This window comes from Paenibacillus taichungensis, assembly GCF_050994985.1.
GTDB classification, from domain to species: Bacteria; Bacillota; Bacilli; order Paenibacillales; family Paenibacillaceae; genus Paenibacillus; species Paenibacillus taichungensis.
In genome coordinates, this window is sequence record NZ_CP194720.1 from 271,315 (window position 1) to 296,600 (window position 25,286).

A 25,286-nucleotide genomic window follows, 5' to 3' on the forward strand; every position below is an offset into this window, starting at 1 on the left:
GATAGATGAATCTACTTTTACATAAGAACGGAGAGGCTTATCCCATGTTTAACCGATTGAGGAAAAAGAAAATGTCCAATGAAGATACACCAGTCAACAACAAGCCATCTAGTGTAAGAATGAATATGTTTTTTTTCGCTGCGTTTGTGATATTCAGTATCCTCATTTTCAGGTTAGCCTTTGTGCAATTTGTGGAGGGACCTGAACTGACCTATATGGAAACCAGCCGTAATACCAAAGATATTCCGCTCGCTCCTGTTCGTGGGCCAATCTACGATGCGACAGGGGAAGTTGCGCTAGCTTATTCGGAGCCTGTGCAGTCCCTCTATGTATTGTTGTATGAGGATTATAGAAATGATGACCGCAAGCAGGAGGCACAGGAACTTGCAGATGAACTGGCGGCTGTGTTTAAACAGTTTAATCCGGGGGACAAAGAACAACCAGATGCAGAAGAGATCTTAAAACGCTTGGATCTGGAATCTCAGAAGGCACATGGGTATACTCCTCGTCTGGTGAAATCTGATCTCAACATGAAAGAAATTGCTTATTTTATGGAGAAAAAGGCCGAATATCCAGGTGCTATGGTTCTTGAGGAAAACGTAAGAAAGTATGATCCAGATAGGGTAGCAGTTCAGGTGATCGGATATACACGAGAGTTCAAGGGCCAACAGGACAACTTGGATAAGTATAGAGAAATCAGCAAATCTGAAGCAACAGAACGCGACCCGGGATTGCGCTATACTCAGCAAGAAAAAGTTGGAGTTGATGGCCTTGAATTTCAATATCAGGAGGAGCTTCGTGGGCGTAGCGGCTACCAATCCATTGATATTAATTTGCGTAATTTGCCAGAGGGTACGATGCAACAGACTCCGCCGGAGAAGGGATACAGTCTGGTCTCCACAATCAATAAGGAAATTCAGATGGCAGCACAGCAGGCAATAACGGATGAATTGCGTAAGCTTCCGAAAGCCGTTACGGGATATGCGGTAGCCATGGAAGTGGATACTGGCAATGTAGTGGCTATGGCGAGTATGCCGGATTATGATCCGAATGACTGGGATTATGACAAGATCAAGTACGTTTATCGCAACGGAACGATGGCTTCCTTCCCGCCGGACGATTCGAAAAAACATACTGAATCCGTTGTACTGCTAGGTTCCGTAATCAAGCCACTCAGTGTATTGATTGGATTGAAAGAAGGACTATTTACGACCGGGCAGACCTATCCCGACCAGGGATATGCCATTTTGGGGAAAGACGGGAGAAAAGTGAGGAACTCCCATTCTGCATATAATGGCAATATTACAGCGAGACGGGCTATTGAGAAATCTTCCAATGCCTTTATGATTGATATGGTTGGCAAAAGACTTCTAAATAAATATGGCTCGGATAAAGGGCTTGATGTTTGGCACGAGCACATGCAGGAGTTTGGCTTGGGTGTATCAACTGGTGTTGACTTGCCTGGTGAATTCTTGGGCAGACTTGAGTATAAAAACAAAGATGAATCGGCTCTTACACGTCTTGCTTTTGCCTCATTTGGTCAGCAAGGTAAATATACAACGCTTCAACTTGCACAATATACCACGATGCTTGCTAATAAGGGCAAACGAATGGAACCTCATTTGGTGAAGGAAATCCGTGATGCCGATGGCAATGTGGTCAAAAAAATCAAACCAAAAGTGTTAAACGAGGTTGATTTTGCGGATGTATACTGGAATGAAGTGCATAAGGGCATGGTCACCAGAGTGAGTTCGTTTGAAGGGTTCCCCTACGATTATGCGAGAAAAACAGGAACCTCGGAGCAGGGAACAGGACCGAACAAAAAGGAAAACGGTGTATTTATCGCATTTGCACCACGGGATAATCCGAAGTTGGCTATAGCGGTTGTTGTGCCCGAAGGTGGCTTTGGATCGGTCAGTGCGTCTCCGATTGCACGTAAAATTTTCGATGCTTACGATGAAGTGTATGGCCTTGATGGGACTCCAAAAGGGAAGAAAGATCAGGGGAAAGATACAGAGTAACGTGAAGAAACGCAAAGGAATTAGCACAGATAAGCGAAAAAAGACAATCAATCTAATTAAATCGCCAATTTACTCATTTGGACAGGCAGGGGAAATTATCCCTTGCCTTTTTATTTTGCATCGGCTAAAATTTGCACAAGGGAAACATTATTAGTCTTGTATAAATTTTAATACCTTGTACAACAAAATTAGATGAGGACAATTATGTTAGGAGAGGGAAAGGGGCGGTTTGAATTGTTGATGGTTAAGATGAGGAGCATTCAGAGAGGGTTAATGACGCTGACAGCTGTTGTGCTGGTTATCGTGCTAACAGCGTGCTCAGGTGCAGCAGAAACAGGAGGTAGTGAAGGGAAGGTACAGGTCACAGCAACAACAGGCATGATTGCGGATGTAGCGAGGGAAGTCGGCGGGGCATATGTTGACGTGACCGGGCTGATGGGCCCAGGGGTAGATCCTCACTTGTACAAAGCTTCGCAGGGAGATATTCGGAAGCTGGAGCAAGCGAAGGTTATCTTCTATAACGGGCTGCATCTCGAAGGAAAAATGACAGACATCTTGGAGAAAATGTCCAAGAGCAAAATAGTAACAGCTGTCACGGAGAACATTCCGGTGGATGAATTGCGATCAGGGAAAGATACAGGCGGAACAGAATACGATCCACACGTCTGGTTTGATGTCAGCCACTGGATGCATGCCGCAGAAGCTGTGCGCGATACACTCATGGAAGCAGACCCTGAACACGCAGAAGAATACAAGGTACAGGCGGAGAAGTATCTAACAAAACTGGAGGCATTGGATTCCGAGGTGCGGGAAAAAATCCAGGAGATACCGGAAGCCAGTCGGGTATTGGTTACGGCGCATGATGCCTTTGGATACTTCGGCAAAGCTTATGACATGAAAGTGATGGGGCTCCAAGGAATCAGTACAGCAGCTGAGTATGGAGCGAGGGATGTCAGTGAGTTGCGAGATTACCTTGTGGAAAATAATATCAAAGCGGTATTTGTAGAATCCAGCGTACCGGCAAAAGCGATGGAAGCGATTATTGCTGGGGCAGCCGAAAAAGGACATACCGTAAGTATTGGTGGTGAACTGTTCTCGGATGCAATGGGTGCTGAGGGAACAGAAGAAGGAACGTATATCGGTATGATCCGCCACAACACTCAGACGATTGTAGAAGCTTTAAAATGATAAACGATATGAAGAGAGGAGTGGACAGAGCATGAGCGATACATTTTTATCCGAAAAATCTCAACCACAACTAAATGCTAACCATCTGAAGGGAACACAGCCTACATCAGCTCCGCTTAGTATTCGGGACCTGGCGGTGGCTTACCATAAAAAGCCGGTGCTCAGTGGGGTATCTTTTGACATCCCGGAAGGTCAGTTGATTGGTATTCTTGGTCCCAATGGGGCCGGGAAATCAACCTTGATCAAAGCGGTTCTGGGACTAGTGCCTAAAATGCACGGCGAAGTAAAAATTTTTGGTCAGTCCTACCGAGAACAGCGTCGCCGCATCGGCTACGTACCTCAGCGTGAATCTGTTGATTGGGATTTCCCAACACACGCCCTCGATGTTGTCATGATGGGGCGTTATGGACATCTGGGCTGGTTCCGCCGTCCTGGCAAAAAAGAACGGGATCTGGCAGCTCACTGCCTGGAGCAAGTGGGCATGGGTGATTATATGTACCGTCAGATCAGTCAGTTGTCCGGAGGGCAACAGCAGCGTGTCTTTCTGGCAAGAGCACTGGTACAGGATGCGGAATTGTATTTTATGGATGAGCCATTTGCAGGTGTGGACGCCACAACGGAGAAAGCTATCATTTCACTGTTGGAACAGTTAAAGAAGCAAGGGAAGACCGTACTGGTTGTTCACCATGATCTGGCGACAGTAGAGGAATATTTCGACCATGTGCTGTTGCTAAATGGACGGCTGGTTGCAGGTGGACCGACGAATGAAGTATTTGTACCGGATACTTTGCAAGAGACGTACGGAGGCCGGATAGCGATGATCGGAAGCCGGTCGGAGAAAGGCCAGGTGTAGTGCATGTGGAACTGGATAGTAGCCATTTTGTCCGATCCCAATACACGCTGGATATTGCTTGGCTGCTTGTTGCTCGGATTCAGTAGTGGAATTATTGGCTCTTTTACATTTTTGCGTCGTCAGAGTCTCATGGGAGATACGCTGGCGCATGCAGCTCTGCCAGGAATTTGTATCGCTTTTATGTTGACTGAAACCAAATCAGTAGGATTATTTCTGTTCGGTGCGCTTGTGGCTGGAATCATTGCGACCTTCGGGATTTCGTGGATTACAAGGTATTCCCGGATCAAGCAGGATGCGGCAATGGGGATTGTGCTAACTGTATTTTTCGGTATTGGCGTAGTGATGCTTACTCGGATTCAGCACGGTGCAAGTGGCAGTCAGAGCGGACTTGATAAATATTTGTTCGGTCAGGCCGCATCCATGGTGATGACGGATGTGTATGTCATGGGCGGTGTATGTCTTGTATTATTGATCGCTTGTCTGGCATGGTTCAAGGAATTCAAGCTGGTGAGCTTTGACCCGGGATTTGCACGGGGTATGGGACTGCCAGTTGGCATGCTGGAACAACTGATTCTGCTGTTGACCGTTATTGCGGTTGTCGCAGGGATTCAGGCGGTTGGCGTGGTGCTTGTCGCCGCTTTGCTGGTGACCCCTGCAGCAGCAGCTCGCTGCTGGACGGACTCGCTCTCGCTTATGGTACTGTTGGCTGGCGTTTTTGGAGCACTGAGCGGTGCGACAGGTACAATCTTCAGCACCTTGGTGCCTAATCTGCCGACAGGACCAGTAACCGTACTGGCAGCGACAGTACTATTTGCGGGTTCCGCATTACTTGCTCCACGGCGCGGACTGTTGGCACGGCGTTTGCGAAGTATACAGGCGAAATCTGCTTACTTGAGAGAAGAGCATGCCACGCTCCAGACACTCTCTGCACAGCGAGCACAGCAGGAACGGGGTGAGTTGTAATGGCAACGTTTTGGATTATATTGACGGCCATCCTGGTATCCTCCGCCTGTGCCATTCTTGGCTGTTTTCTCATATTAAGGCGGATGGCTCTGGTTGGAGATGCGATCAGTCATGCGGTTCTCCCAGGTATTGCGATTGCTTTCCTGTGGAGCGGTTCACGTGATTCGTTATGGATGCTGCTTGGGGCAACCGTATTTGGATTACTGACGGTGTTCTTCATTCAAAGCTTGCAGGCTGGAGGACTATCATCGGATGCTTCTATCGGAATAGTGTTTACGGCACTCTTCGCAGTGGGTGTGATTTTGATCAGTTTGAATGCCGGGCATATTGATCTGGATCTCGATTGTGTCTTGTTCGGTGAGATCGCTTATGTCCAGTGGGATACCTTAACGCTTGGGGGGACGGATGTAGGCCCAAGGGCGGTCTGGATGCTGGGCATCACCTTGCTGGTCATCCTCCTTGTAATCGGCCTGTTCTACAAGCAGTTCAAGTTGTGCGCTTTTGATCCGGCGCTGGCTGCGGCCTGCGGTATTCCGGTGGTGTTGTTCCACTATTTGCTTATGGGGCTCGTTTCCATGACATCTGTGGCTTCATTTGAGAGCGTAGGGTCTATTCTCGTGGTAGGCATGTTGATTGTACCTGCAGCGACGGCTTACTTACTCACGGATCGATTGGGCAAAATGATTCTGTACAGCGTGCTCGTAGGAGCAGCTTCCTCGGTAGGAGGCTACATCATGGCTTACGCGTTGGATGCTTCCATTGCAGGTTGTATGGTGGCCGTAGCAGGAATTCTGTTTGTGCTAGCGCTGCTGCTGTCTCCAAAGCATGGTATTGTCTTCCGGTATGCTCGTCGCAAATTCGCGGCACGTTAATGGATAAAAAAAGTAGCAGCCGCCTGCATCGCAGGCGGTTTTTTCATGGCTACGGGTAATTTTATTTCATACCAGACTCTTACATGAATTGGAACAGACCCCTGTTGCTATGTTGTAAAGGTTCACCCGTATCGCGGGTTACTTTGTTGCAGGCCGATGATCTGTGGTAAAATGTCGTTAGCTGTGACGTCCGGAGCATCCGCCTACGCGAATGCCGGGCGATCTTTTTGTGAGAGTTTGTTAGATAAGATATAAAGAGCATATAAGTTGAACTGGAGATACTTTGGGAAACGGAGAGGACAGAAAAGTCCTGAAGAAGCGATTACTTGGTTTTATAAATTTTGTTTTTCCAAACAGGTATATTGGGTTTTATAAATAACAGGCGTAGTGGAGGGAACGGAATCGATCTGAAGAAGCGAAGCGTTCGCCTTTGTATCCAAATTACAACTATTAGAAAGTTGGTTCAAGAAAATTTGGATACAACAGCGATCGGAAGACGATCCGTCCCCGTAACGTTCACCCTGCAGACCCTTAGGAATACCAATGTTGTAGCTATAAAGGAAATATATAAAATCAAAGATAACAGTGATCGAAAGGTTTTCTGTCCACATAGTGTCTATATGTATATCCATGAGTTCAACTTGGAGAGAGACAACTGAGGAGGAAATACGGCATGAGTGAACTAAAATACAAATTGCTTGCATTGGATATGGATGGAACATTGCTTAACGATAATCATGAGATCACACAGGAAACCGCCAAATGGATTCAGATCGCCATTCGCCGGGGAGTGCATGTGTGCCTTTCGACGGGAAGAGCTGTTTTTCATGCGATGCCTTATGCGGTACAGCTTGGGCTGGAGACCCCGATGGTAACGGTCAATGGCAGTGAAGTCTGGAAAGCTCCGCATGATCTGCATATGCGCCATCTGATGGACCCGGCATTGATCCGCAAAATGCAGGAGATTGGCGAAAAATATAATAGCTGGTACTGGGCATACTCCGTGGAAGAGCTGTTTAACCGGGATCGCTGGACGGACAATATTGAAGGTCTGGAATGGCTGAAATTCGGATTCAATACCGAAGTAGATGAAGTCCGTCACCAGATTATGATGGAGCTGCAACAAATGGGCGGCTTGCAAATGACGAACTCATCACCTGTTAATATTGAGATTAACCCTGGTGGTGTATCCAAAGCGAGCGGCGTAGCTGAAGTCTGCAAGCTTCTGGGCATAGAGATGTCCGAAGTAGTTGCTGTTGGAGACAGCTTGAATGATTTGGCTGTTATTGAAGCTGTGGGTCTTGGTGTTGCCATGGGCAACGCGCAGGAACAAGTGAAGGAAGCGGCTGACCTGATCGTAGCGAGCAACAACGAAGATGGCATTGTCGAAGTCATCCGTGATCATATTTTGAAGGGGGAGTAACCTTTGCTCGCAACCGTTGGCTGGATTTTAATTGTACTGCTGTTTGCGGTGGGGATGGCCGGAACGGTATATCCCATACTGCCTGGTGCTGTAGCGATTTTCTTCGCGTTTCTGGTCTATGGCTGGTTCTTCAGCTTTGTTCCGTTCGGTGTATGGTTCTGGATTATCCAGATTTTGATCGTAGTGGTGCTGTTTGTGGCTGATTATGTCGTCAGTGCCTGGGGTGTGAAGAAATTCGGCGGCTCCAAATTATCGACGACTCTCAGTACGATTGGTGTCATCATTGGCCCATTTGTCATTCCGGCATTCGGACTTGTACTGGGGCCATTTATCGGTGCTTTTATTGGAGAACTGATCGGAGGTTCTTCACCAGCCAAAGCTTCTAAAGTCGGATTTGGTTCCGTGGTGGGGCTGTTTACGAGCACCGTAATGAAAATTATTTTGCAAATCGTCATGATTGTTCTGTTTATTATCTGGGTGGTAAGATTCGCATAGACGTTCGGGAGCGGCTTCATCTGGAAGCACGTCGGTGTGGGGGAAAGAAGGGGAATTGGCTTGTCTAAGAAGGAAACATTTATTAGAGGTACGCTCATCTTGGCGGCAGCTGCGCTGATTGCGAGGGTACTCGGATTAGTTCAACGGGTGCCGCTGGAGCATATCCTCGGCGATATCGGTAACGCATCGTTTACCATCTCCAACACGGTATATTTAATGCTGTTAACCGTTGCTACAGCAGGCATACCGAGTACACTTAGCAAAATGGTCTCGGAACGTTATGCACTGGGACGCGCAGGTGAAGCTCAACAAATCTACCGTGCAGCCCTGATCTTTGCGGCTGTAGCCGGGGTAGTGATGTCTGCTTTATTATGGTTCGCAGCACCTTATTATGCGACGTACGTATCCAAAGTACCGGAATCGGTGAGCGCCATTCGGGCCTTGGCTCCAGCGCTGCTTCTCTTCCCGGCCATCGCAATGATGCGTGGATATTTCCAGGGTCGTGGCAATATGACGGCAGGCGGCATTTCACAGATTGTGGAGCAGTTTGCACGTGTAGGTACAGCGATCATCGTGGCGTTTGTTATGCTGCAATGGAATTATGATGATCAAACCATTGCAGCAGGGGCTTCATTTGGGGGCGTATTCGGAAGTATTGGCGCTTTTGCTGTCATGTTGTACTTCACCTTGAAGCTTCGCAAAAATGACCGTGCGGCGCAATTGAATTACGAGCGTGCGGAGCAGTTGCCCATGCGGGGTATTTACAGCGATATATTCAAACTTTCGATTCCAATCGTATTATCTTCACTCGCTGTTCCGGCGATTAACTTTATCGATTCATCGTTGGTAGTTCCACTGCTTAGCGGACGAATCGGACTGGAAGAAGCGACAGGAGTTCTTGCCATTCTCGGTGCCAAGGCCCAAAGTATTGCAGGCATTCCTCCGATTTTGGCTATCGCACTGAGTCAATCACTTGTGCCAGTCATTTCGGCAGCTTTTGCACGCAAGGATGAAGTTCATCTGAAAAACCAGGTGACGCTTGCTTTGCGCATTTCGATTCTGACCGGGATGCCAATCGTTATCGCTCTATGCGCGGCAGCGTATTCCGTTAACGGCTTGCTGTTTACAAGCCCAGACGGGACACCAATCATTACATTGCTGACGTTCGGTACTATTTTCCAAATTACAATGATGACCACGAACTCCATTTTGCTTGGGGTGGGTAAACCACGGATTACAATGATCAGTGTAGCTGCGGGTATCGTAGTCAAACTCATAGCGAGTTTAATTCTGGCTCCGATTTTTGGCATTTACGGAATCATTATTGCGACCGCATTGTGTTTCTTGGTTATTACGTACCTCAATCTGCGGGTACTTCGCAAAATTGTTGATTTCTCGATCATGGGTGATCGTTGGAAAGGATTCATCATTACCGTGCTGCTTGCAGCAGGTGTTGGTTTTGCAGCGAACTGGGCTGGGAACTCCATCTTTGATTTATTCCTGCCAGCACGTGTATCATTCCTCGTTACCTGTCTGTTTGTGGGTGCGCTTGTGGTTGTCGTGTATCTGGTACTCATGGTTGTTCTACGTGTACTTCGTAAAGACGAACTGGGCAGTTACCCTCGTATTTTGCAAAAAATACTCCGTCCGCTCATGCGTCTACAACGTGGAGCCGGGCAACGTGGATAATCGATTCAACACATAATATATTGTTTGAAATAAGTACAAGCTCTGTCTGCTTTCATAGCGGACAGGGCTTTTTTATTTATACCAATAAAGGTAGTCCATTTTTTTCTACTAGACGAGTCCTGGATAAAGCCTCTGTCCTTAATGCGTCAAGGTTTTTGCATCATGGGCCAATGCAGTTTTCAGCATGCCGTACCGATGTTCATGGCTCATCTCAAACAGCCAGGGGCGGCGCGGGGCAGTGAGATGACCGAGGCAATCTCGATTTTGCAGCCAATCCTGCCTTGTAATCGGTTCATACGGCGTATCACCCCATACAGCCAGCAATTCAGGACTATATAACCTTTGTCCTTCTGCTAGCCATTCTTGATCCAGTAGCTCCTGACTATAGAGCTCATTTTCTCCGGCTTCATCTTTATGTGCGGTGAACAGACCAGGCCAGTATTCAGCACGTGAGCCACGGTGGGGAACCGAGCGTGCAAACTCCAATACTTGAGTAAACACTTGTTCCACGCCAAACAGCATCGCATATAAACCTTTGCCAAACATAATCCGCTCATCCAGTTTGCCAAAATGTTCAATAACCCGGCCTGCAAGACCTTTTTCCCGTCCGAGTGGAAATACGATATGATTCAGCCCAGCCAGATTATGCAGATGGAATGCGGGTTTGGACAGCACTTGTTTTTGAAAATAGGGATGCTGCACGACCCGGCTCTCGATATAGTTCTGCTCATTAATAATTAATGCCACACTAAGCAGCGAGCTGCATCGCTCCAGCCAAAATCGTTCCCAAAATGGCGTCATGAACGCCGATACATGAAAATGGGACAACAAATGAAAACAGCTCCGGCCGATCCGGCGGCTATTCATATATAACAGAAGCTGGGGATAAGCATCCTGGAAAATGAGGGCATTGCATCGCTCCAGTAGTCGATACATATGCTCACGATCTGTTTGATTTTGCAGATTGTGCATAAGGTCACTCTGGAGATCGGTCATGTGATATCCGCCGTTGCGGGATACCATATGGGCAAGCAGGGCCCAATGCAGCTCAGGATACTGTTCGTAACATTCCAGGTATGCTGCTGTGCGAGTGATGTTACTCCGGTTGTTTTCCTGCGTTAATGTCTTGATCTCTTCCAGAATAATGCAGTCCTCTTCACAGACCAGTGCACTGAGTGTATTTCGGGCAAAAGCATTCTCGTTTCCAGGCAATAGGCGCTCCACCTCAGCTTGTAAGGTAGCAGCCATGTCGGAATCCCAAGCCATATCACGCAAGGGATGACGAAGCTGTGCAGAGGCTTGCCAAGCCGCCTGTTTGCCCCTCCACACTTCCCGGGCCGCACCGGGGATGGATCGAACCATCTGTAATATTGACCCATGATGGGCAGACTCGGAGGAATCCGATTTAACGGAAGTCATGACATGACCTCCTTTCCTGATATTCTGATTACGGTTTTAGTTTAAGAAGCTGTTGATGTCAGTATGCGCCGAATATTTGACTTCCACTCCGCAATTTGCTTCACTTAGAGGATAAGACAAGGTATAGAAAGGAAGATGTTGTAATGGAAAAGATTACATCGAAACCGGAATTTGATGTGGCAATCCAATCTCCGCGTTTGACTGTAGCTGTATTTAAGGCAGATTGGTGTGGTGATTGCAAGTACATCGATCCGTTTATGCCTGAAGTTGAAGAGAAGTTTGCTCGTGAACTGAAGTTGGTTGAGGTCGACGTAGATCAGGTGGGTACAGTGAGCGAAGAGCAAAATATCCTCGGCATCCCCAGCTTTGTAGCTTACACAGATGGCCGGGAACTTGTTCGTTATGTGAACAAACTGCGCAAGTCGAGAGAAGAGATTGAGCAATTCCTGCAGCGTGCAGTTGAGGTGTATAACACGATTCATAAATAAAACATGACAGGTTAACCATGTTAAAGGTTATAATTAAAGGAACGCCATTTCTCTTGAAATAGGGAAGTGGCGTTTGTATTTTCCGAGTTTTCGGGAGAAACTAAGGTTGTAATAATGTACATATTTGCCGATGACCTGTGGGTCAACTTCTCGACAGACGTTAACATTTTGTCACAAAGCGCGGCGTCAATGACACATTTATCCGGTATAATGAATTTAGTTGTGAAATAAGTGTCAAAGTAACGAATCAAGCGGAGGATGTAGTTCTTCGCCATCTTAAACCAACAGCGGGTGAGAAAAAAATTGAAGCACATAACCTTGTTTAAATGGTTAACCGTATTAACCTGTCTTGTCATGTTTCTGGCCACATTTGGCGGAGGCGTAGTGACCCGAACGGAATCGGGCCTCGGCTGCGGCGCAGAATGGCCTTTATGTAACGGAAAACTTGTGCCTGCACATACTGTTGCCTCACTAATTGAATTTTCCCATCGCGCAGTCAGCGCACTGGCAGGGCTTTTGTCCATAGCCTCTTTTGTAGCATTTTTGCGGTTTGGCAAATCACGCCGTGATCTGCAATTGTTTTCATTGTTAACGCTGATATTTGTTATTGTCCAAGGAATTATGGGGGCTTTTGCCGTCGTATTCTCCCAATCTTCCGCAGTCATGGCACTGCATTTCGGATTTGCCTTAATTGCTTTTGCCAGCTCCTTGATGATGGCGCTTGGTATTCGGCAGGAAGCTCGCCATGGTGGATTGGAAAGACTGAATCGATATCCGCGAGTTAGCAAAGGCTTCCGAAATCTGGTGTGGTTTTCCACGATCTATACGTACCTCGTGGTATATACTGGAGCATTTGTGAGCCATACGGATTCTGCTGGAGGATGTTCAGGCTTTCCGCTCTGTAACGGGCAGATTATTCCTGAGCTCTCGGGAGGCGTAGCTGTTGCTTTTGCTCACCGGGTGGCGGCTGTTTCATTAGTAATCGTCATTGCAATTCTCGGTCATTTTGCGTATCGCAAACATCCGGATAACACGGAATTAAGAGCGTTAGGAGTCATTTCTGTTGTACTGGTTTTGTTGCAAGTGGTGATTGGTTTTGGTTTGATGCTCACGATGAACCGTCCGGAAGTGTATATGTTCGTAGCGCTGGCGCATATGCTTGATATTGCCATTTTATTCGGTGTATTAACGTATATGAGTTTCCTGGTGTACAAGTTGCATCGGCCCGTTAACCGGTTCTAATCTATATCCGAATTATTGTAGTTCAGGGGATGAATCCAGTGAAGTTCACCATCCGATGATGTACATCATTGGACAGGTGAACTTTGTTTGATGTCAGGCGTGTCAGGGCACCCTATTGTAAGCAGCGGTCATACGTTTACTCTGATTCCGATTTTGTTTAATATGATGAATTATTATTAATTTGATGATCTGCAGAGTGGAAAGAGGAGGCTATATATGCTGCGAACGTTGCTGGGTGAAAAGCCGCGTAAGAACGAAGGCATACTAAAGGAAGCGATGGAAGCGATGGCGGATACACTTGAGCTATTTCAGCGACAGATGCATGTGGACCATGATCCTACCCATGATTTTCGTAAACTATATATATGGACCCAGGGACTGATCTCTTCGCTGGATGAATTGGAACAAAGCTGTTTTGCAGCTTCCCATTTCCGTCAGAAAGTCAAAGCGGGCTCTACGGATGATATGACATTACCAGAAAAAGCAGAGTATGCCCGTTACGTCTATTTCTATAAGGATGGCTTCATCCGATGTTTTGCCATTCTGGATAAGTTAGGTACAGTGTTGAATGAAATATTTGAGCTGAACACAACCAATGTTAAAACTCATTATTCTTATTTCACCGTATTAAGACAGTTCGGATATGATAAGCTGCATTATGTTCTTGCCAACGAACTAATTCGGATCAAGGACTCTTACCGTGAGCCAATGAGCAAATTGCGCAAACGACGAAACATGGAGATTCATTACATGAACTCCGAAATGCAGGATGATCTGTGGCAGCTGCACCAGACTTTGCAAGGGAAAGTGAAGCTGGAGGATCTGGATCAACATGTCGTGGAACTCCGGCAGGGTGTGGATATGGTATGTGAGACGTTAAAAGCAGCGTATGGCTACATCAATGAGAAATGGCATAAACAGGTATTGCATCAACCGAAGAACTGATTGGATAGTAATATTTGCCTTTGACAAATCGGAATACTTGGATTATACTGAGTTCCTGATCGACAGTTAGATGGAATTAACATTTATGACATTAACATTATAACTACTACTGAACTTATAAATTAAATATTTCTTATCGAGAGCGGCGGAGGGACAGGCCCGATGAAGCCCGGCAACCGATTTATAACTGCATGACAGCTGTGTCATACTTTATAGATGTTAGGTGCTAATTCCTACAAAATGGTGCAAGGCACGATTTTGGCAGATGAGAAGGTATAATCTTTCACGTGAAGAGCCCTTTTTGTTTCTGCAAAAGGGGCTCTTTTTTTGTACGATGAAGGGGAGTTTTCCTTTCATTCGGGTAAAGATACATGTAGGCAGTGGGAAGGAGCAGTAATTTTGATTGAATTAAAAGGTTTAACCAAAACGTACGGTAAAGGTTCAAAAAGTACGACGGCCTTATCCGATCTAAATTTGAATATCCGCAAGGGTGAAATATTCGGAGTTATCGGACATTCCGGTGCAGGCAAGAGTACATTGATCCGTTGTATCAATTTGCTCGAACGCCCCACGGCAGGCGAGGTTTGGGTTGATGGAATCAACCTAACCAATCTCAATAAGTCCGATCTACAACAACAACGGCGTAAGATCGGCATGATTTTCCAACACTTTAATTTGTTATCCTCAGCTACGGTATATGATAATGTGGCTTTTCCTTTAAAGCTCGTTAATACGCCCAAGGCTGCAATTGATCGGAAAGTGAAGGAAATGCTTGCATTGGTTGGACTGGAGGACCACAGCAATAAATATCCGGCCCAGCTGTCAGGCGGACAGAAGCAAAGGGTAGGTATAGCAAGAGCACTCGCGAGTGATCCGAACGTATTGCTGTGTGATGAGGCCACATCGGCACTTGATCCCCAGACAACCGATTCGATTCTGAAGTTATTGCTGGATATCAATGAAAAGTATAACCTGACGATTGTTCTAATTACCCATGAGATGCACGTGATCCAGAATATCTGTGATCAGGTGGCGGTTATCCATCAGGGAGGCATCGTGGAGCAAGGCCCAGTGACGGAAGTGTTCCTCAAGCCGCAGCATGCCATTACGCGTGACTTTATGATGCGGGACCATGAGGTTGGAATTGCATTAGAAGAGACTGCTCTGGCGAGTGCAGATGTCTCATTACAGACGAACGGAGCTTCTAAGCTTGTGAAAATATCCTTCCTGGGCAATAAAACCTATGAGGCGATTTTGTCCAGAACGGTTCGCAAAACAGGAGTGGATTTCGCCATTTTGCAAGGCACCATCTCAACGATCAAACAAGTTCCCTATGGACAGCTGACCGTTCGGTTTGAGGGGCAGTTAGATGAGATTAATCTCACCATTAAAGAGTTAGTGGATCAGGGACTTGATGTGGAGGTGCTTCGTTAAATGGATTTTTCGACGGTACGTTGGGAAGAAATTGGTAAGGCTTCAATTGAAACGCTGCAAATCCTGGGAGCATCGGGCCTATTCACGATCATCATTGGTTTGCCGTTAGGCGTATTGCTGTTTATGACGGCAAGGTCGACTTCAATTCAGTCTCAAGTGGTGTACACGATACTATCGTTTATTGTAAACATTCTCCGATCAGTGCCATTTATCATTCTGATTGTTGCACTCATTCCGTTTACCCGTTCACTGGTTGGCACAGCTACAGGGGTGCTGGGTGTTATACCTCCGCTCGTCATTGCCGCAGCTCCATACTTTGCCCGGTTGGTGGAAACTACACTACGTGAAGTGGATCGTGGCGTCATTGAAGCGGCACAGGCGATGGGAGCTTCAACCGGACAGATTGTAAGGCGTGTGCTTCTGCCAGAGGCATTGCCGGGTCTGCTAGCCGGGATCACCATTACAATCGTTACCCTTGTTTCCTACACGGCGATGGCGGGAATGGTTGGTGGTGGAGGTCTGGGAACATTGGCAATCAACTACGGATACTTCCGTTATCAGAATGAAATTATGATTATATCCGTAGTATTTATGATCATTCTGGTGCAAGTGCTTCAGATGGCGGGCGATCGTTTGGTTAAATGGTTCACCAGGAAATAACACATATATAGCATTTGCCTGATTCGGTATCGATTTGGGGCAAAATGCAAAAAAAATTTATTGGAGAAGGGGTTTTACACATGAAAAAATGGTCTTTTGCTCTACTTAGCATTATGCTGATTGCGGTTCTAGCGGCTTGCGGAAACAACAAGGATTCCGACAGCGGCGCTGACAATGCTGGAGGCGCACCGCGCACCGTAGAATTGAAAGTGGGAGCATCACCTACACCGCATGCGGAAATTTTGGAAAGCATCAAGCCTGAACTCGAAGCTGAAGGCATTCGCTTGCAAATCGTGACTTTCAATGATTATGTTCAACCTAACCAACAGCTTGAAGATAAACAACTGGATGCGAACTTTTTCCAACACCAGCCTTACCTGGATACAGAGAACAAAGAACGTGGTTTCCACCTCGTTGCTGTAACACCTGTGCATGTTGAGCCATTTGCTGGCTATTCCAAAAAAATCAAATCATTGGATGAGTTGAAAGACGGCGCAAAAGTAGCCATTCCTAATGACCCATCCAACGGTGGTCGTGGACTGTTGTTGCTTGCAAAAGAAGGACTTATCACACTAAAAGACAACACAAATATCACTTCTACGATTCAGGATATTACAGCCAATCCGAAAAACCTGAATATCATCGAGCTGGATGCAGCCATGATGCCTCGTCAACTGGATGAAGCAGATCTGGTATTCATTAACGCCAACTACGCGCTGGAAGCCAATCTGAACCCAGAGAAGGATGCGCTGCTGATCGAGGACCTGCAAGGTAACCCATATGCAAACATCCTCGTATCCCGTGAAGATAACAAAGATGCAGATGCCATCCAAAAACTGGCTACAGCTCTGCATTCCGAAGAGGTTAAAAAATTCATCAAAGATCGTTATCAAGGTGCTGTAGAACCTGCGTTTTAAGCTGAACGATTAAGCTGAAAATAAGTTGTACTCGGAGCCACTTCTTACGGCGTTACTAAAGAAAGCCCTGCATCCTCTTTATAGAGAATGCAGGGCTTTGTTTTGTACATCATGTTATAGAGCGTTTTGATGTAAGGGCACTTCGATGTAGTACTTATTATTATAAGTACATTAATTATAAGCTTAACGCTTATTCGGATCAGTATCCGAATGTCCATTTGTCTGTTGGCTATCAGAGCCTGCGGACTCCTGTCCAGCAGCATGCTGTTGGTAAGCTTCCTCTACAGGAGACAGCGAATTCTGATCTCCTGGTTCAGCATCCTTTTTGCGTCCAGTCAGCTTGCGACGAATCCATCCGAAAGCACCAACAATGGCGGCCACGATAACAAACCACCCTTTTTTGAGCAAAAGCAATAATCCGACTTTCTTAGCTACAGCTACACCAGCACCACCGAGAATCAGACTGGTCAGGCCGAGTTCTGATTTTTTGTCAACGGATGCATCAAACTCTTCATAGGTGTTTCCTTTGATCACGTTGAGCTGGTTAAGCACGGAGTTTTCAAACTGTTTGCGGTTTTCTTCAAAGTTGGCACTATCCGTAACGAGGATAACACCGATGTATCCTTCACGGGTGAGTACATTCACATTGTAATTGACGAGTTTTTCCCGTTCTGCATCCTCAAGACCAAGAGAATAGATCAATTGGTGTTTGCTGCTGTCATAGGCGGGCTCAATTTCCCATCCGGTGATAAACAGCTGATTTTCGGGTGTCGTTTTCTCATTTTGTTCTTCTGTACCTCTTTTGTAGCTATCGAACAGTTCATCGGCGTCCAGATCGTCTTTTTCACTGTCATCGACATGACCGGTATCGTTATATTCAAAGATAACATACCAGTTGGAGTTTTCGCCGGCGCCATAGATACTTCCGATTTCCGTTCCATTGGGGAAGGATTCCGTGTCTTCCAGGAACCTTTGGGTGTTAGCTGCATCGAGATAGGAGAGATTTTCAGCTACGTTTAATGTTGCTTTGTTATCAAGTACTACGTTTGAAGGCCCGTCAATCCATTGATAATCTTCGGTGGAGCTATTGCTTTCACTTTCTGCAGATGCTGTGGTCGAGAATGGAGCTTGAAATGAGGCGATAAGCAAAATTGCAAGTAGAGAGGCTAACCATCTTTTCATTTACGCTGTATTCCTTTCGAAGTTGTCATGCAATGTTGTCATTTACATGAACATATGTATTGTGTCGTTATATTCATAAGAAAATAAGGACTTATCGACAGTACCATAGGTACTCAAACCCGACAAGGGGAATCTGGATATAAAGGGTTAATTTTCCTCCAAAAGACCTAATTCATTTTATTTCAGTGGTTTGAAAGCTAAGTATTTAGTCCTTATTTTACACTTTCTTGCAAATGGTACAGATTGGTGGGAAACGCGAGTTGTGGGGGGATGATAAATCTTTTATACTGGATGAGTGACTGCTCTTTGAAGAGGGGGATGAACGTGAAGGGAAAGATTGCCCTCATAACGGGAAGTGCCAAAGGTCTTGGTAAAATGACGGCCCTCAGTCTGGCGGATCAGGGTTGTCATATTGCTCTGAATTACGTACATAGCCGTAAGGAAGCTGAGGTATTACAGGCTCAGATTATCGCCAAAGGTGTGCGGTGTATTGCCATTCAGGCCGATATTTCCAAGACAGAAGAGATCACCATGCTCGTTGCACAGGTTGAAGAGAAACTGGGCAGCATTGATATTCTTGTGAACAACGCAGGCCCTTTTGTCCGTGAACGACGACTGTTTGCCGAGTATTCCGAAGATGAGGTTCAGATGCTTGTGCAAGGAAACCTGCTTGGACCGATGCTGCTGGATCAGCGTGTATTGCCGGAGATGCGGCGCAAGCAGTGGGGACGAATTATACATTTTGGCTTCAGTCATGCGGGAGAAGCGAGGTCATGGCCTCATCGGGCGGTTTATGCTGCTGCGAAGGTAGGTCTGGTTTCATTTACAAAGACACTTGCTGTGGAGGAAGCTCCCTACGGCATTACGGTTAATATGGTCTGTCCAGGTGATATTCGCGGTGCCAACAAAGAGAAAACGATTGATGAGATGGCAGGTATAACCGACGAGGAAACGCCGAGAGGACGTCCTGGGAGCGGTGAAGATATTGCGCGGGTGATCACTTATCTGTGTCTGGATCATTCCGATTTTATAACAGGTAACATTATGGATGTATCTGGAGGACTTGACCCGATTCGTCCTAACATACAGCGTGAGGATGCATAGCACAAAAAAAGAGCCCTCCGCTTCATGCGAAGCGAAAGGCTCTTGAGGTTTATTTCGTGAAGGATTGATTAGAATACTTGTACGACTTCTTCGACACCCTCAACTTCTTCGAGAAGGGCGCGTTCAATCCCGGCTTTTAAGGTAATGGTGGAGCTTGGGCAGCTGCCGCAGGCACCGACCAGTTTCAGCTTAATAATGCCGTCCTCCACGTCGACCAGTTCCACGTCACCGCCATCGCGTTGCAGGAACGGACGAAGTTTGTCAAGCACTTCAGATACCTCATCATACATGGTGCTTTGTGCGTTTTCGCTCATTTTTTTCAACTCCTTTCCTCACTATAGTATATTACAATTGGCCACAAATTAAAATGGTCAAACAAAGCAGGTGAACCTACATGAGACCGATTATTGAATTTTGTGCCAATAATATGCATTTTGGCACAGATGAAGTCATGGATCAACTGGAAGAAAATCCAGACTATGATGTGATAGAATACGGCTGCCTCAGCAATTGCGGCCAATGTTACATGACTCCATTTGCACTAGTGAATGGTGAGTTAGTTATCACCGACAAAGTGGAGGATTTATATAACGCCATCTTGGCCAAAATTGCCGAAGCCGATGCCTGGGATGAGTTGGATCTCGATTAACCGAGATGACGCTTGGACATCCAGAGCACACCGCTTTTTAGAATACGTGGCACACGTCCCATCATGGACGTTTTGCCCATCAGCCCAAATCCAGCCTTCTTGCCGAGTGCACCGAGTGTGCCACGAAGCTTGAGTGGCTGCGGATTGGGCTTTTCGCCTTTCCAGAGGGCATGCTGAATATGGGCGATTTGTTCACCCTGTACTTCGGCAGCCTGACCGCTTGGTGCATAAGGCACGCTGGCGCAGTCACCTACTACATAGACATCGGTATATTCCGGAATTTGATAATATTCGTTCAGTACAACACGACCTTGTGGATCCTTGGTCACATCGAGATCCTGTACGACTTTTACGGGCTGAATGCCGGCTGTCCAGACTACCGCATCCGTTAAAATTTCTTCATCCCGGTTGAAAATGGCATTTGGTTCAAGTCGGGAAATAGCAATATGTCCGCGTGTCTCGACCTGATGTTCACCAAACCATTCATGAACATAAGCGGACAAGCGCTGGGGAAAAGCGGATAATACACGTTCACCACGGTCCAGAATACTGATGTTCAGGTCCGGTCTGCTCTCACGAAGCTCGGCAGCCATCTCGACGCCGCTCAATCCACCGCCGACGATATGCACATTACCATAAGCTTTAACTTCGTTAAGACGAAGGTAGGTTTCCCGTGTTTTGCTGAAGCTTTGAATTGTACAGCTATATTCCTCGGCTCCCGGCGTATTGTGGAATCGGTCTGTACATCCAAGTCCAATTACGAGCTTGTCATACTCCAACGGATCCTGGCCTTCAAATTCAATCTGACGCTGTTCCAAGTCAATCGAAGTTACTTCTCCGTAACGATAAGTGACTTTGTCGCTGACTGGGAATTGGATACGCAGGTCATAATCGGATACGGTCCCTGCTGCGAGTGCGTAATATTCAGTTTTCAATCCTTGGAAGGGACTGCGGTCCACCAACACGATTTGTGTATCTGACGGGATCTTACCTTCCAGAAGTTCCTTGATAATCGTGAGGCCACCGTAGCCGCCTCCGAGAATGACGAAATTTTTCATGACTCGGCTTCCTTTCTGCATCAGTCCCGTGTGAACGGGGCTGTAACCTGTGGAGCAGCTATGCAATAACATAGCTGCTCCTGTTTTTTAATCTGGATTTGAAATAATTGAAAATAGGCATTTAAAATTACAGATATGCTTCAGCAATCTGCACCACTCCATGCCAAACGCTCCCGGGTAGAATGAAAGTCGCTTATGGGAATGATGCTCATGCTAACATGTTATTCGTACACTTGAATTTCATTGTAGAACGTATCACGTTCAACCGGAATGCGTCCAGCACCCTTAATTAACCATATAAGCTCTTTACGTGTGAGACCTTCAGGTGTTAGTGCACCTGCAGCATGACTAATCCGTTCGCGAACGATCGTGCCGTGTGCATCCGAAGCACCGAATCCCAGAGCGACTTGAGTCAGCTGTGGACCGATGTTAATAAAGTAGGCTTTGATATGATCAATGTTATCCAGCATCAGACGGCTAATCGCAATCGTTTTGAGATCCTCGTATGCAGAGTTACGACGCATGATGCTGGCGTTTTTGCTTTTCGGCTGCATGGAAAGCGGGATAAAGACCATGAATCCGTTGGTTTCATCTTGCAATTCACGAATCTGTACCATATGGTTCACACGATCTTCATAGGATTCAATGGATCCATAAAGCATCGTGGTATGGGTACGCATGCCCAGATTATGAGCAGTACGGTGCACTTCCAGATAACGGTCAACGTTCGCTTTGTTTACGCGCATTTTTTTGCGGTATTCATCGGACAGGATCTCAGCGCCGCCACCAGTCAGTGATTTCAGACCTGCTTTTTGCAGTTCTTGTAGTACTTCCTTGATGCTCAGTCCGCTGATGCGAGTGAAGAAATCAATCTCGGCAGCCGTGTAGGCTTTCAGCGTAACGTCCGGATATTTCTCGTTTAAAGCACGCAAGGAATCGACATAATATTGAAAAGGAACATGGTTGTTATGTCCGCCTACAATATGGAACTCGCGTACACCTGGGTGAATATGCTGTTCTACGTAATCAATCATTTCCTGACCGGACAATGTGTAAGAGCCATCTTCGCCCTGATCTTTACGGAAGTTACAGAAGGCACAGTGGGCTTCGCATACGTTGGTAAAATAAAGGCTCATGTTTTCAATAAAATAAACTTTCTTGCCATTCTTACGCAAGTTGGCCTCATTGGCCAGTTGGCCCAAAGTCAGCAGATCATCCGATTCATACAGATAAACGCCGTCTTCTACGGTCAGCCTTACGCCGTTCTGCACTTTCTCAACGATCTCAGCCATTCTTTTGTCTGTGAACGGTGTTACCAATGTAGACATTTTGTATCCTCCTATTCTTAACCGGAATTGAGTTGTGTGTAGGACTTACTTACAGAACTACATAGAAAAGATGCGGTCATCTGCCGCTTCTTATATGGACTAACTCTTATTTACCCGGTGCAGCCTGTGCTGCGTACGTAAAGCTAATTTTTCATCAAAATGAGTCTTTTGACTCTATATGCATTGGGGACTGCGTACAGTCTCGAAATGTGAAAAAAATTACAACTCTATATATGATCATCACCTGAATAAGTCATGACAAAAAATCGACATTTCAAAGCGATCACCTACTCATTATAAACCTCGTATCCCGGGGGTTCAATACACTGGGAAGAAAAAGGAGTTAAGGGGGAACGCGGAAACAGGCAAAGATGACTTGAGCCCCTTGACGGGGTGGAGTATAATTTAAAGAAGAGTTAACGAAAAGTTGTTCAAAAAGTACGCTTTTGATTACGAAGGATGCCTAGCGGCATCTCAGCGTCGAATATGGGATTCAGCCGAAATGTCCGTTGCTCACGTAGTTTTGCCTACGCTCCGCTACTCCATTTCTATCTTCATCCCATCTTCTTGGTACTGAAAAGCGCCCTTTTTGAACATGATTTTATATGAAAAAGGAGAGTGACCTGGCATGATTAGCATCAGCGAAACAGCTGCAGACAGATTGAAAGAAATGCTTGCACAGCAAGAGACACCTGGTATGTTCTTGCGTCTGGGCGTAGCACCGGGCGGTTGTACCGGATTTTCGTACGCCATGGGCTTTGACGATAAAGAGTCCGATGAGGACCTCTATATGGATATTCAGAATATGAAGGTTGTTGTAGAGAAGGAGAACCTGAAATATTTGAATGGACTGGAAATTGATTTTGAAGAATCCGGCATGTCCGGCGGTTTCACCATTCACAACCCGAACGCAGTGGCAACATGCGGCTGTGGATCATCTTTCCGTACGAGGGAAGAAGCAGGCGTACCGGATAAAGATTGTTAATAGTTGCGAATCGCGACCTCTATAGCGGATTAGTCTTGTACTAATCACGTTATGGAGGTCTTTTTTTTTGAGTGTGGATTGGTATTTACTTTGGTTGTTCATATTAAGTGGGAACCTGGACGCTTTTTTATAGAAAGGTTAAGTTGACAAGTTATGTTGTAACTAATATAGTTACATTATGAAATTTAACAGAGCCTAATCACAAAGGAGAGATTATGATGAAGATTGGAATTATTGGCGCGACAGGCAAAGCAGGGAATTTGATTTTGAAAGAAGCATTGGATAGAGGGCATGAAGTGACAGCGATCGTTCGTAGTGCATCTAAGGTAGAAGATAAAAGTCTGAGTGTACTTGAAAAAGATGTATTCGACCTCACGGCAGAGGATGCCAAATCATTCGACGTGATCGTCAATGCATTTGGTGCACCAGCCGGTAAAGAGAATCTGCATGTGGAAGCAGGACAAGCCCTGATTAATATTCTGAAAGAGGCGCCGAATACTCGTCTGATCGTTGTTGGTGGTGCAGGCAGTCTGTTCACAGATGAAACCCAAACCTTGCGGGTAGTAGACTCCCCTGGGTTCCCTGATGCATACAAAGCAACAGCAACCAACCAGGGTAAAAACTTGCAGGATCTGCAAGCTTCCTCAGGTATCCAATGGACGTTCCTGAGCCCGGCTGGATTCTTTAATCCAGAGGGTGTACGCACAGGCAAGTACCAGTCCGGTAAAGATCAGATTTTGGTGAACAGTGAAGGCAACAGCTACATTAGCTATGCTGACTATGCCATCGCTTTGGTCGATGAGATCGAAAACCCGCAGCATAAGAACAAACGCTTTACGGTTGTAGGCGAAGCGAAGTAAGAATAAGTGAGATTTCCTTCTTTGCGAGGGGAGAAGCCAGCTCTACCACATAAATATGTTACTTAAGGGCTACTGTTACACTTAAGTAAACAGTTATAAAAGCCATCATTTCGCATCCACTATGTGATACGTAATGATGGCTCTTTACATTTTTCATGTACAAATTTTGAAATTAGCTGACAGGTGTCGTTTGAGGTGCTGAAGCTGGAGTAGGGACTGGTACATGGGGAACATTTGAAATTTTCTTACGTTTGAGAAACCGGTTGGTGAAGCGATTCTCTATAAGTTCGTAGGAGAGATGGGAGATTACAGTTGCAATAAGCAAGCCACCAACAAATGTGATGGACACCGACACAAAATCAGGCAAATTGAATTTTGACATTACACGCTGGAAGGGAAACAGAGCAAAAGGATGTAAAAGATAGAAGCTATAGCTAAGGGTTCCGAAGTATTGGAAAAACTTCGTTTTTAACACACTGGATAAATACCCCTGTTCCTTGATGACCAGATAGAAGAAGAACACACCTAATAAAATTGAGAAATAGATATCTCCGAAGTAAGTAGCGAGATAAATAATGATTAACGATAACAGCGAGTAAAACTTGGAAGGAAGAAAATTATATTTCTCACTTAAAAAGTAGGCTAAGACTCCTGTGAGAAAGAACAGTGCTCGAGGCAAACGAATAATTACAGCCATGGAGATGATCAGGCCAATTGTAATCAGAATCCATTTTACATATTTATTGTTTAGAGGTCTGAGTGAGACGAAGAAAATGACACTAACGAGATAGAATGCAAATTCATAACTAAGCGTTCTTGAATTCCGAACAGCTTCTTCAAGGGGGAAAACGCCAGGGAGCATCAACAAGCCATAAACGAAATTTAGAATGTATTCCGAAGTCGTCAAATTTGCCAACCAATCAAAATGAATAATAGGTCCTACGATAAACATAGTTATTAGCAAAGGTAGATACACCGGGTAAATTCGTATAAACCGATTATAAAAAAACTGTCCAACTTTCCCGTGTTTGACCAGACTTTGCACAATAAGATAACCACTGATCATGAAGAAAACGTCAACACCAATTTCCGCCAAAACCAATGTGGAATGCTCATTAAATGTAAGGTAACCCCCATTAATCGACATGGATATAACATGTCCGACAAAAACCATTAGTGCACATAACCCACGCAGTCCGTGAATCGTATGGTTCTTACTCACGCCTATACCATCTCCATTTTTATAATATGATTATTTATATTGATATCAGTGTCATGTATGTATTCACAGCCCACCTTTCGTAACGAGCTACTTTCAGGAGATCGAGTTAACAAGGCATCTTAATCTGGTTATGATACAAAATGTATCATTATAGTTATTTGCATCATAACATTTGGTAATTTAAATGACAATATCATAAGAAAAATTTGAAAATTACATTTTGTTTTCACACTACAGATAAAAAATTTGCAGGGTAAAATAAGATAAGGTATTACAAAAAAAGCAAGGC

Annotated in this window: 24 protein-coding genes and 1 riboswitch; of the genes, 18 read left to right on the plus strand and 6 right to left on the minus strand. The window is 45.6% G+C overall.

The window, feature by feature from the left end:
* Nucleotides 1–44: 44 nt before the first annotated feature.
* From ACR1R9_RS01370 to ACR1R9_RS01405, 8 genes are all read left to right on the plus strand, one after another.
* The gene (locus ACR1R9_RS01370) at nucleotides 45–2,021 is read left to right on the plus strand and encodes a peptidoglycan D,D-transpeptidase FtsI family protein (RefSeq protein WP_433921891.1); all 1,977 of its coding nucleotides are present in this window, start codon (nucleotides 45–47) and stop codon (nucleotides 2,019–2,021) included.
* A gap of 273 nt (nucleotides 2,022–2,294) precedes the next feature.
* Nucleotides 2,295–3,209: a metal ABC transporter solute-binding protein, Zn/Mn family gene (locus tag ACR1R9_RS01375; RefSeq protein WP_433956412.1), complete on the plus strand. Its 915-nt coding sequence runs from the start codon at nucleotides 2,295–2,297 to the stop codon at nucleotides 3,207–3,209.
* Nucleotides 3,210–3,240: 31 nt separating this feature from the next.
* Entirely contained in the window at nucleotides 3,241–4,062 is an 822-nt protein-coding gene (locus tag ACR1R9_RS01380) for a metal ABC transporter ATP-binding protein (RefSeq protein WP_256716889.1), read from the plus strand.
* A 3-nt stretch (nucleotides 4,063–4,065) separates the two neighbouring features.
* A complete protein-coding gene (locus tag ACR1R9_RS01385; RefSeq protein ID WP_076290922.1) occupies nucleotides 4,066–5,025 on the plus strand; it encodes a metal ABC transporter permease in 960 nt (319 codons plus the stop codon).
* The gene (locus tag ACR1R9_RS01390) at nucleotides 5,025–5,897 is read left to right on the plus strand and encodes a metal ABC transporter permease (protein WP_063566127.1); all 873 of its coding nucleotides are present in this window, start codon (nucleotides 5,025–5,027) and stop codon (nucleotides 5,895–5,897) included. Before ACR1R9_RS01385 ends, ACR1R9_RS01390 begins: the two co-directional genes overlap by 1 nt.
* Before the next feature lie 673 nt (nucleotides 5,898–6,570).
* Nucleotides 6,571–7,320, plus strand: a complete 750-nt coding sequence (locus tag ACR1R9_RS01395) for a Cof-type HAD-IIB family hydrolase (RefSeq protein WP_076290920.1) — start codon at nucleotides 6,571–6,573, stop codon at nucleotides 7,318–7,320.
* 54 nt (nucleotides 7,321–7,374) lie between these two features.
* Nucleotides 7,375–7,815 (plus strand): DUF456 domain-containing protein, encoded by a 441-nt coding sequence (locus tag ACR1R9_RS01400; RefSeq protein WP_063566179.1) that lies wholly within the window; start codon nucleotides 7,375–7,377, stop codon nucleotides 7,813–7,815.
* Nucleotides 7,816–7,875: 60 nt separating this feature from the next.
* Nucleotides 7,876–9,504: a putative polysaccharide biosynthesis protein gene (locus tag ACR1R9_RS01405; protein ID WP_099858137.1), complete on the plus strand. Its 1,629-nt coding sequence runs from the start codon at nucleotides 7,876–7,878 to the stop codon at nucleotides 9,502–9,504.
* A gap of 138 nt (nucleotides 9,505–9,642) precedes the next feature.
* Here the strand turns inward: ACR1R9_RS01405 and ACR1R9_RS01410 are convergent, their stop codons facing one another.
* Nucleotides 9,643–10,923, minus strand: coding sequence for a DUF2515 family protein (locus tag ACR1R9_RS01410; protein ID WP_433921889.1), 1,281 nt, complete (start codon nucleotides 10,921–10,923; stop codon nucleotides 9,643–9,645).
* 143 nt (nucleotides 10,924–11,066) lie between these two features.
* Here ACR1R9_RS01410 and ACR1R9_RS01415 point away from each other — a divergent pair, with 143 nt between their 5' ends.
* The 6 genes from ACR1R9_RS01415 to ACR1R9_RS01440 all read left to right on the plus strand — a co-directional run bounded on the left by ACR1R9_RS01415 (nucleotide 11,067) and on the right by ACR1R9_RS01440 (nucleotide 16,609).
* A complete protein-coding gene (locus ACR1R9_RS01415; protein ID WP_063566123.1) occupies nucleotides 11,067–11,411 on the plus strand; it encodes a thioredoxin family protein in 345 nt (114 codons plus the stop codon).
* A 312-nt stretch (nucleotides 11,412–11,723) separates the two neighbouring features.
* Nucleotides 11,724–12,653 (plus strand): COX15/CtaA family protein, encoded by a 930-nt coding sequence (locus tag ACR1R9_RS01420; protein ID WP_371121674.1) that lies wholly within the window; start codon nucleotides 11,724–11,726, stop codon nucleotides 12,651–12,653.
* A 216-nt stretch (nucleotides 12,654–12,869) separates the two neighbouring features.
* Nucleotides 12,870–13,598 (plus strand): Cthe_2314 family HEPN domain-containing protein, encoded by a 729-nt coding sequence (locus tag ACR1R9_RS01425; RefSeq protein WP_433921888.1) that lies wholly within the window; start codon nucleotides 12,870–12,872, stop codon nucleotides 13,596–13,598.
* Nucleotides 13,599–13,728: 130 nt separating this feature from the next.
* Nucleotides 13,729–13,870, plus strand: a riboswitch (SAM riboswitch).
* A 127-nt stretch (nucleotides 13,871–13,997) separates the two neighbouring features.
* Nucleotides 13,998–15,032 (plus strand): methionine ABC transporter ATP-binding protein, encoded by a 1,035-nt coding sequence (locus tag ACR1R9_RS01430; protein WP_076290914.1) that lies wholly within the window; start codon nucleotides 13,998–14,000, stop codon nucleotides 15,030–15,032.
* Nucleotides 15,033–15,692, plus strand: a complete 660-nt coding sequence (locus ACR1R9_RS01435) for a methionine ABC transporter permease (protein ID WP_076290913.1) — start codon at nucleotides 15,033–15,035, stop codon at nucleotides 15,690–15,692.
* An 80-nt stretch (nucleotides 15,693–15,772) separates the two neighbouring features.
* Complete coding sequence (locus ACR1R9_RS01440) at nucleotides 15,773–16,609, plus strand: MetQ/NlpA family ABC transporter substrate-binding protein (RefSeq protein ID WP_433921887.1); 837 nt, start codon at nucleotides 15,773–15,775, stop codon at nucleotides 16,607–16,609.
* A 183-nt stretch (nucleotides 16,610–16,792) separates the two neighbouring features.
* Here ACR1R9_RS01440 and ACR1R9_RS01445 read toward each other — a convergent pair whose 3' ends face one another.
* On the minus strand, nucleotides 16,793–17,791 hold the full coding sequence (locus tag ACR1R9_RS01445; RefSeq protein ID WP_433921886.1) for a DUF2167 domain-containing protein: 999 nt from the start codon (nucleotides 17,789–17,791) through the stop codon (nucleotides 16,793–16,795).
* A gap of 324 nt (nucleotides 17,792–18,115) precedes the next feature.
* Between ACR1R9_RS01445 and ACR1R9_RS01450 the strand changes: the two genes are divergently transcribed.
* Nucleotides 18,116–18,895 (plus strand): SDR family oxidoreductase, encoded by a 780-nt coding sequence (locus tag ACR1R9_RS01450; RefSeq protein ID WP_433921885.1) that lies wholly within the window; start codon nucleotides 18,116–18,118, stop codon nucleotides 18,893–18,895.
* Between the two features lie 68 nt (nucleotides 18,896–18,963).
* Here the strand turns inward: ACR1R9_RS01450 and ACR1R9_RS01455 are convergent, their stop codons facing one another.
* Nucleotides 18,964–19,209, minus strand: a complete 246-nt coding sequence (locus ACR1R9_RS01455; protein ID WP_024632664.1) for a NifU family protein — start codon at nucleotides 19,207–19,209, stop codon at nucleotides 18,964–18,966.
* Nucleotides 19,210–19,289: 80 nt separating this feature from the next.
* Here ACR1R9_RS01455 and ACR1R9_RS01460 point away from each other — a divergent pair, with 80 nt between their 5' ends.
* On the plus strand, nucleotides 19,290–19,544 hold the full coding sequence (locus ACR1R9_RS01460) for a YuzB family protein (protein WP_063566116.1): 255 nt from the start codon (nucleotides 19,290–19,292) through the stop codon (nucleotides 19,542–19,544).
* Here ACR1R9_RS01460 and ACR1R9_RS01465 read toward each other — a convergent pair.
* Nucleotides 19,541–20,602 (minus strand): NAD(P)/FAD-dependent oxidoreductase, encoded by a 1,062-nt coding sequence (locus tag ACR1R9_RS01465; RefSeq protein WP_076290910.1) that lies wholly within the window; start codon nucleotides 20,600–20,602, stop codon nucleotides 19,541–19,543. The two genes, ACR1R9_RS01460 and ACR1R9_RS01465, sit on opposite strands and share 4 nt — an antisense overlap.
* A gap of 221 nt (nucleotides 20,603–20,823) precedes the next feature.
* Nucleotides 20,824–21,930 carry an aminofutalosine synthase MqnE gene (gene mqnE / locus ACR1R9_RS01470; protein WP_053783250.1) on the minus strand — a complete coding sequence of 369 codons (1,107 nt, stop codon included), beginning with the start codon at nucleotides 21,928–21,930 and terminating at the stop codon, nucleotides 20,824–20,826.
* Nucleotides 21,931–22,558: 628 nt separating this feature from the next.
* Here mqnE and ACR1R9_RS01475 point away from each other — a divergent pair.
* Together ACR1R9_RS01475 and ACR1R9_RS01480 are read left to right on the plus strand one after the other, a co-directional pair.
* The gene (locus tag ACR1R9_RS01475; protein ID WP_064635713.1) at nucleotides 22,559–22,915 is read left to right on the plus strand and encodes a HesB/IscA family protein; all 357 of its coding nucleotides are present in this window, start codon (nucleotides 22,559–22,561) and stop codon (nucleotides 22,913–22,915) included.
* A gap of 218 nt (nucleotides 22,916–23,133) precedes the next feature.
* Nucleotides 23,134–23,775 carry an NAD(P)-dependent oxidoreductase gene (locus ACR1R9_RS01480; protein WP_433923768.1) on the plus strand — a complete coding sequence of 214 codons (642 nt, stop codon included), beginning with the start codon at nucleotides 23,134–23,136 and terminating at the stop codon, nucleotides 23,773–23,775.
* Between the two features lie 172 nt (nucleotides 23,776–23,947).
* Here ACR1R9_RS01480 and ACR1R9_RS01485 read toward each other — a convergent pair whose 3' ends face one another.
* Nucleotides 23,948–24,997, minus strand: coding sequence for an acyltransferase family protein (locus ACR1R9_RS01485; RefSeq protein ID WP_433921884.1), 1,050 nt, complete (start codon nucleotides 24,995–24,997; stop codon nucleotides 23,948–23,950).
* Nucleotides 24,998–25,286 lie beyond the last annotated feature (289 nt).

Excerpts from the sequence above, each read along its gene's own strand:
- ACR1R9_RS01465 (WP_076290910.1), bottom strand. The coding sequence starts at position 20,602 with ATGAAAAATTTCGTCATTCTCGGAGGCGGCTACGGTGGCCTCACGATT.
- ACR1R9_RS01385 (WP_076290922.1), top strand. The coding sequence starts at position 4,066 with ATGTGGAACTGGATAGTAGCCATTTTGTCCGATCCCAATACACGCTGG.
- mqnE (WP_053783250.1), bottom strand. The coding sequence starts at position 21,930 with ATGTCTACATTGGTAACACCGTTCACAGACAAAAGAATGGCTGAGATC.
- ACR1R9_RS01395 (WP_076290920.1), top strand. The coding sequence starts at position 6,571 with ATGAGTGAACTAAAATACAAATTGCTTGCATTGGATATGGATGGAACA.
- ACR1R9_RS01415 (WP_063566123.1), top strand. The coding sequence starts at position 11,067 with ATGGAAAAGATTACATCGAAACCGGAATTTGATGTGGCAATCCAATCT.
- ACR1R9_RS01440 (WP_433921887.1), top strand. The coding sequence starts at position 15,773 with ATGAAAAAATGGTCTTTTGCTCTACTTAGCATTATGCTGATTGCGGTT.
- ACR1R9_RS01410 (WP_433921889.1), bottom strand. The coding sequence starts at position 10,923 with ATGACTTCCGTTAAATCGGATTCCTCCGAGTCTGCCCATCATGGGTCA.
- ACR1R9_RS01380 (WP_256716889.1), top strand. The coding sequence starts at position 3,241 with ATGAGCGATACATTTTTATCCGAAAAATCTCAACCACAACTAAATGCT.
- ACR1R9_RS01475 (WP_064635713.1), top strand. The coding sequence starts at position 22,559 with ATGATTAGCATCAGCGAAACAGCTGCAGACAGATTGAAAGAAATGCTT.
- ACR1R9_RS01400 (WP_063566179.1), top strand. The coding sequence starts at position 7,375 with ATGGCCGGAACGGTATATCCCATACTGCCTGGTGCTGTAGCGATTTTC.
- ACR1R9_RS01455 (WP_024632664.1), bottom strand. The coding sequence starts at position 19,209 with ATGAGCGAAAACGCACAAAGCACCATGTATGATGAGGTATCTGAAGTG.
- ACR1R9_RS01375 (WP_433956412.1), top strand. The coding sequence starts at position 2,295 with ATGACGCTGACAGCTGTTGTGCTGGTTATCGTGCTAACAGCGTGCTCA.
- ACR1R9_RS01480 (WP_433923768.1), top strand. The coding sequence starts at position 23,134 with ATGAAGATTGGAATTATTGGCGCGACAGGCAAAGCAGGGAATTTGATT.
- ACR1R9_RS01425 (WP_433921888.1), top strand. The coding sequence starts at position 12,870 with ATGCTGCGAACGTTGCTGGGTGAAAAGCCGCGTAAGAACGAAGGCATA.
- ACR1R9_RS01390 (WP_063566127.1), top strand. The coding sequence starts at position 5,025 with ATGGCAACGTTTTGGATTATATTGACGGCCATCCTGGTATCCTCCGCC.
- ACR1R9_RS01435 (WP_076290913.1), top strand. The coding sequence starts at position 15,033 with ATGGATTTTTCGACGGTACGTTGGGAAGAAATTGGTAAGGCTTCAATT.
- ACR1R9_RS01445 (WP_433921886.1), bottom strand. The coding sequence starts at position 17,791 with ATGAAAAGATGGTTAGCCTCTCTACTTGCAATTTTGCTTATCGCCTCA.
- ACR1R9_RS01460 (WP_063566116.1), top strand. The coding sequence starts at position 19,290 with ATGAGACCGATTATTGAATTTTGTGCCAATAATATGCATTTTGGCACA.
- ACR1R9_RS01370 (WP_433921891.1), top strand. The coding sequence starts at position 45 with ATGTTTAACCGATTGAGGAAAAAGAAAATGTCCAATGAAGATACACCA.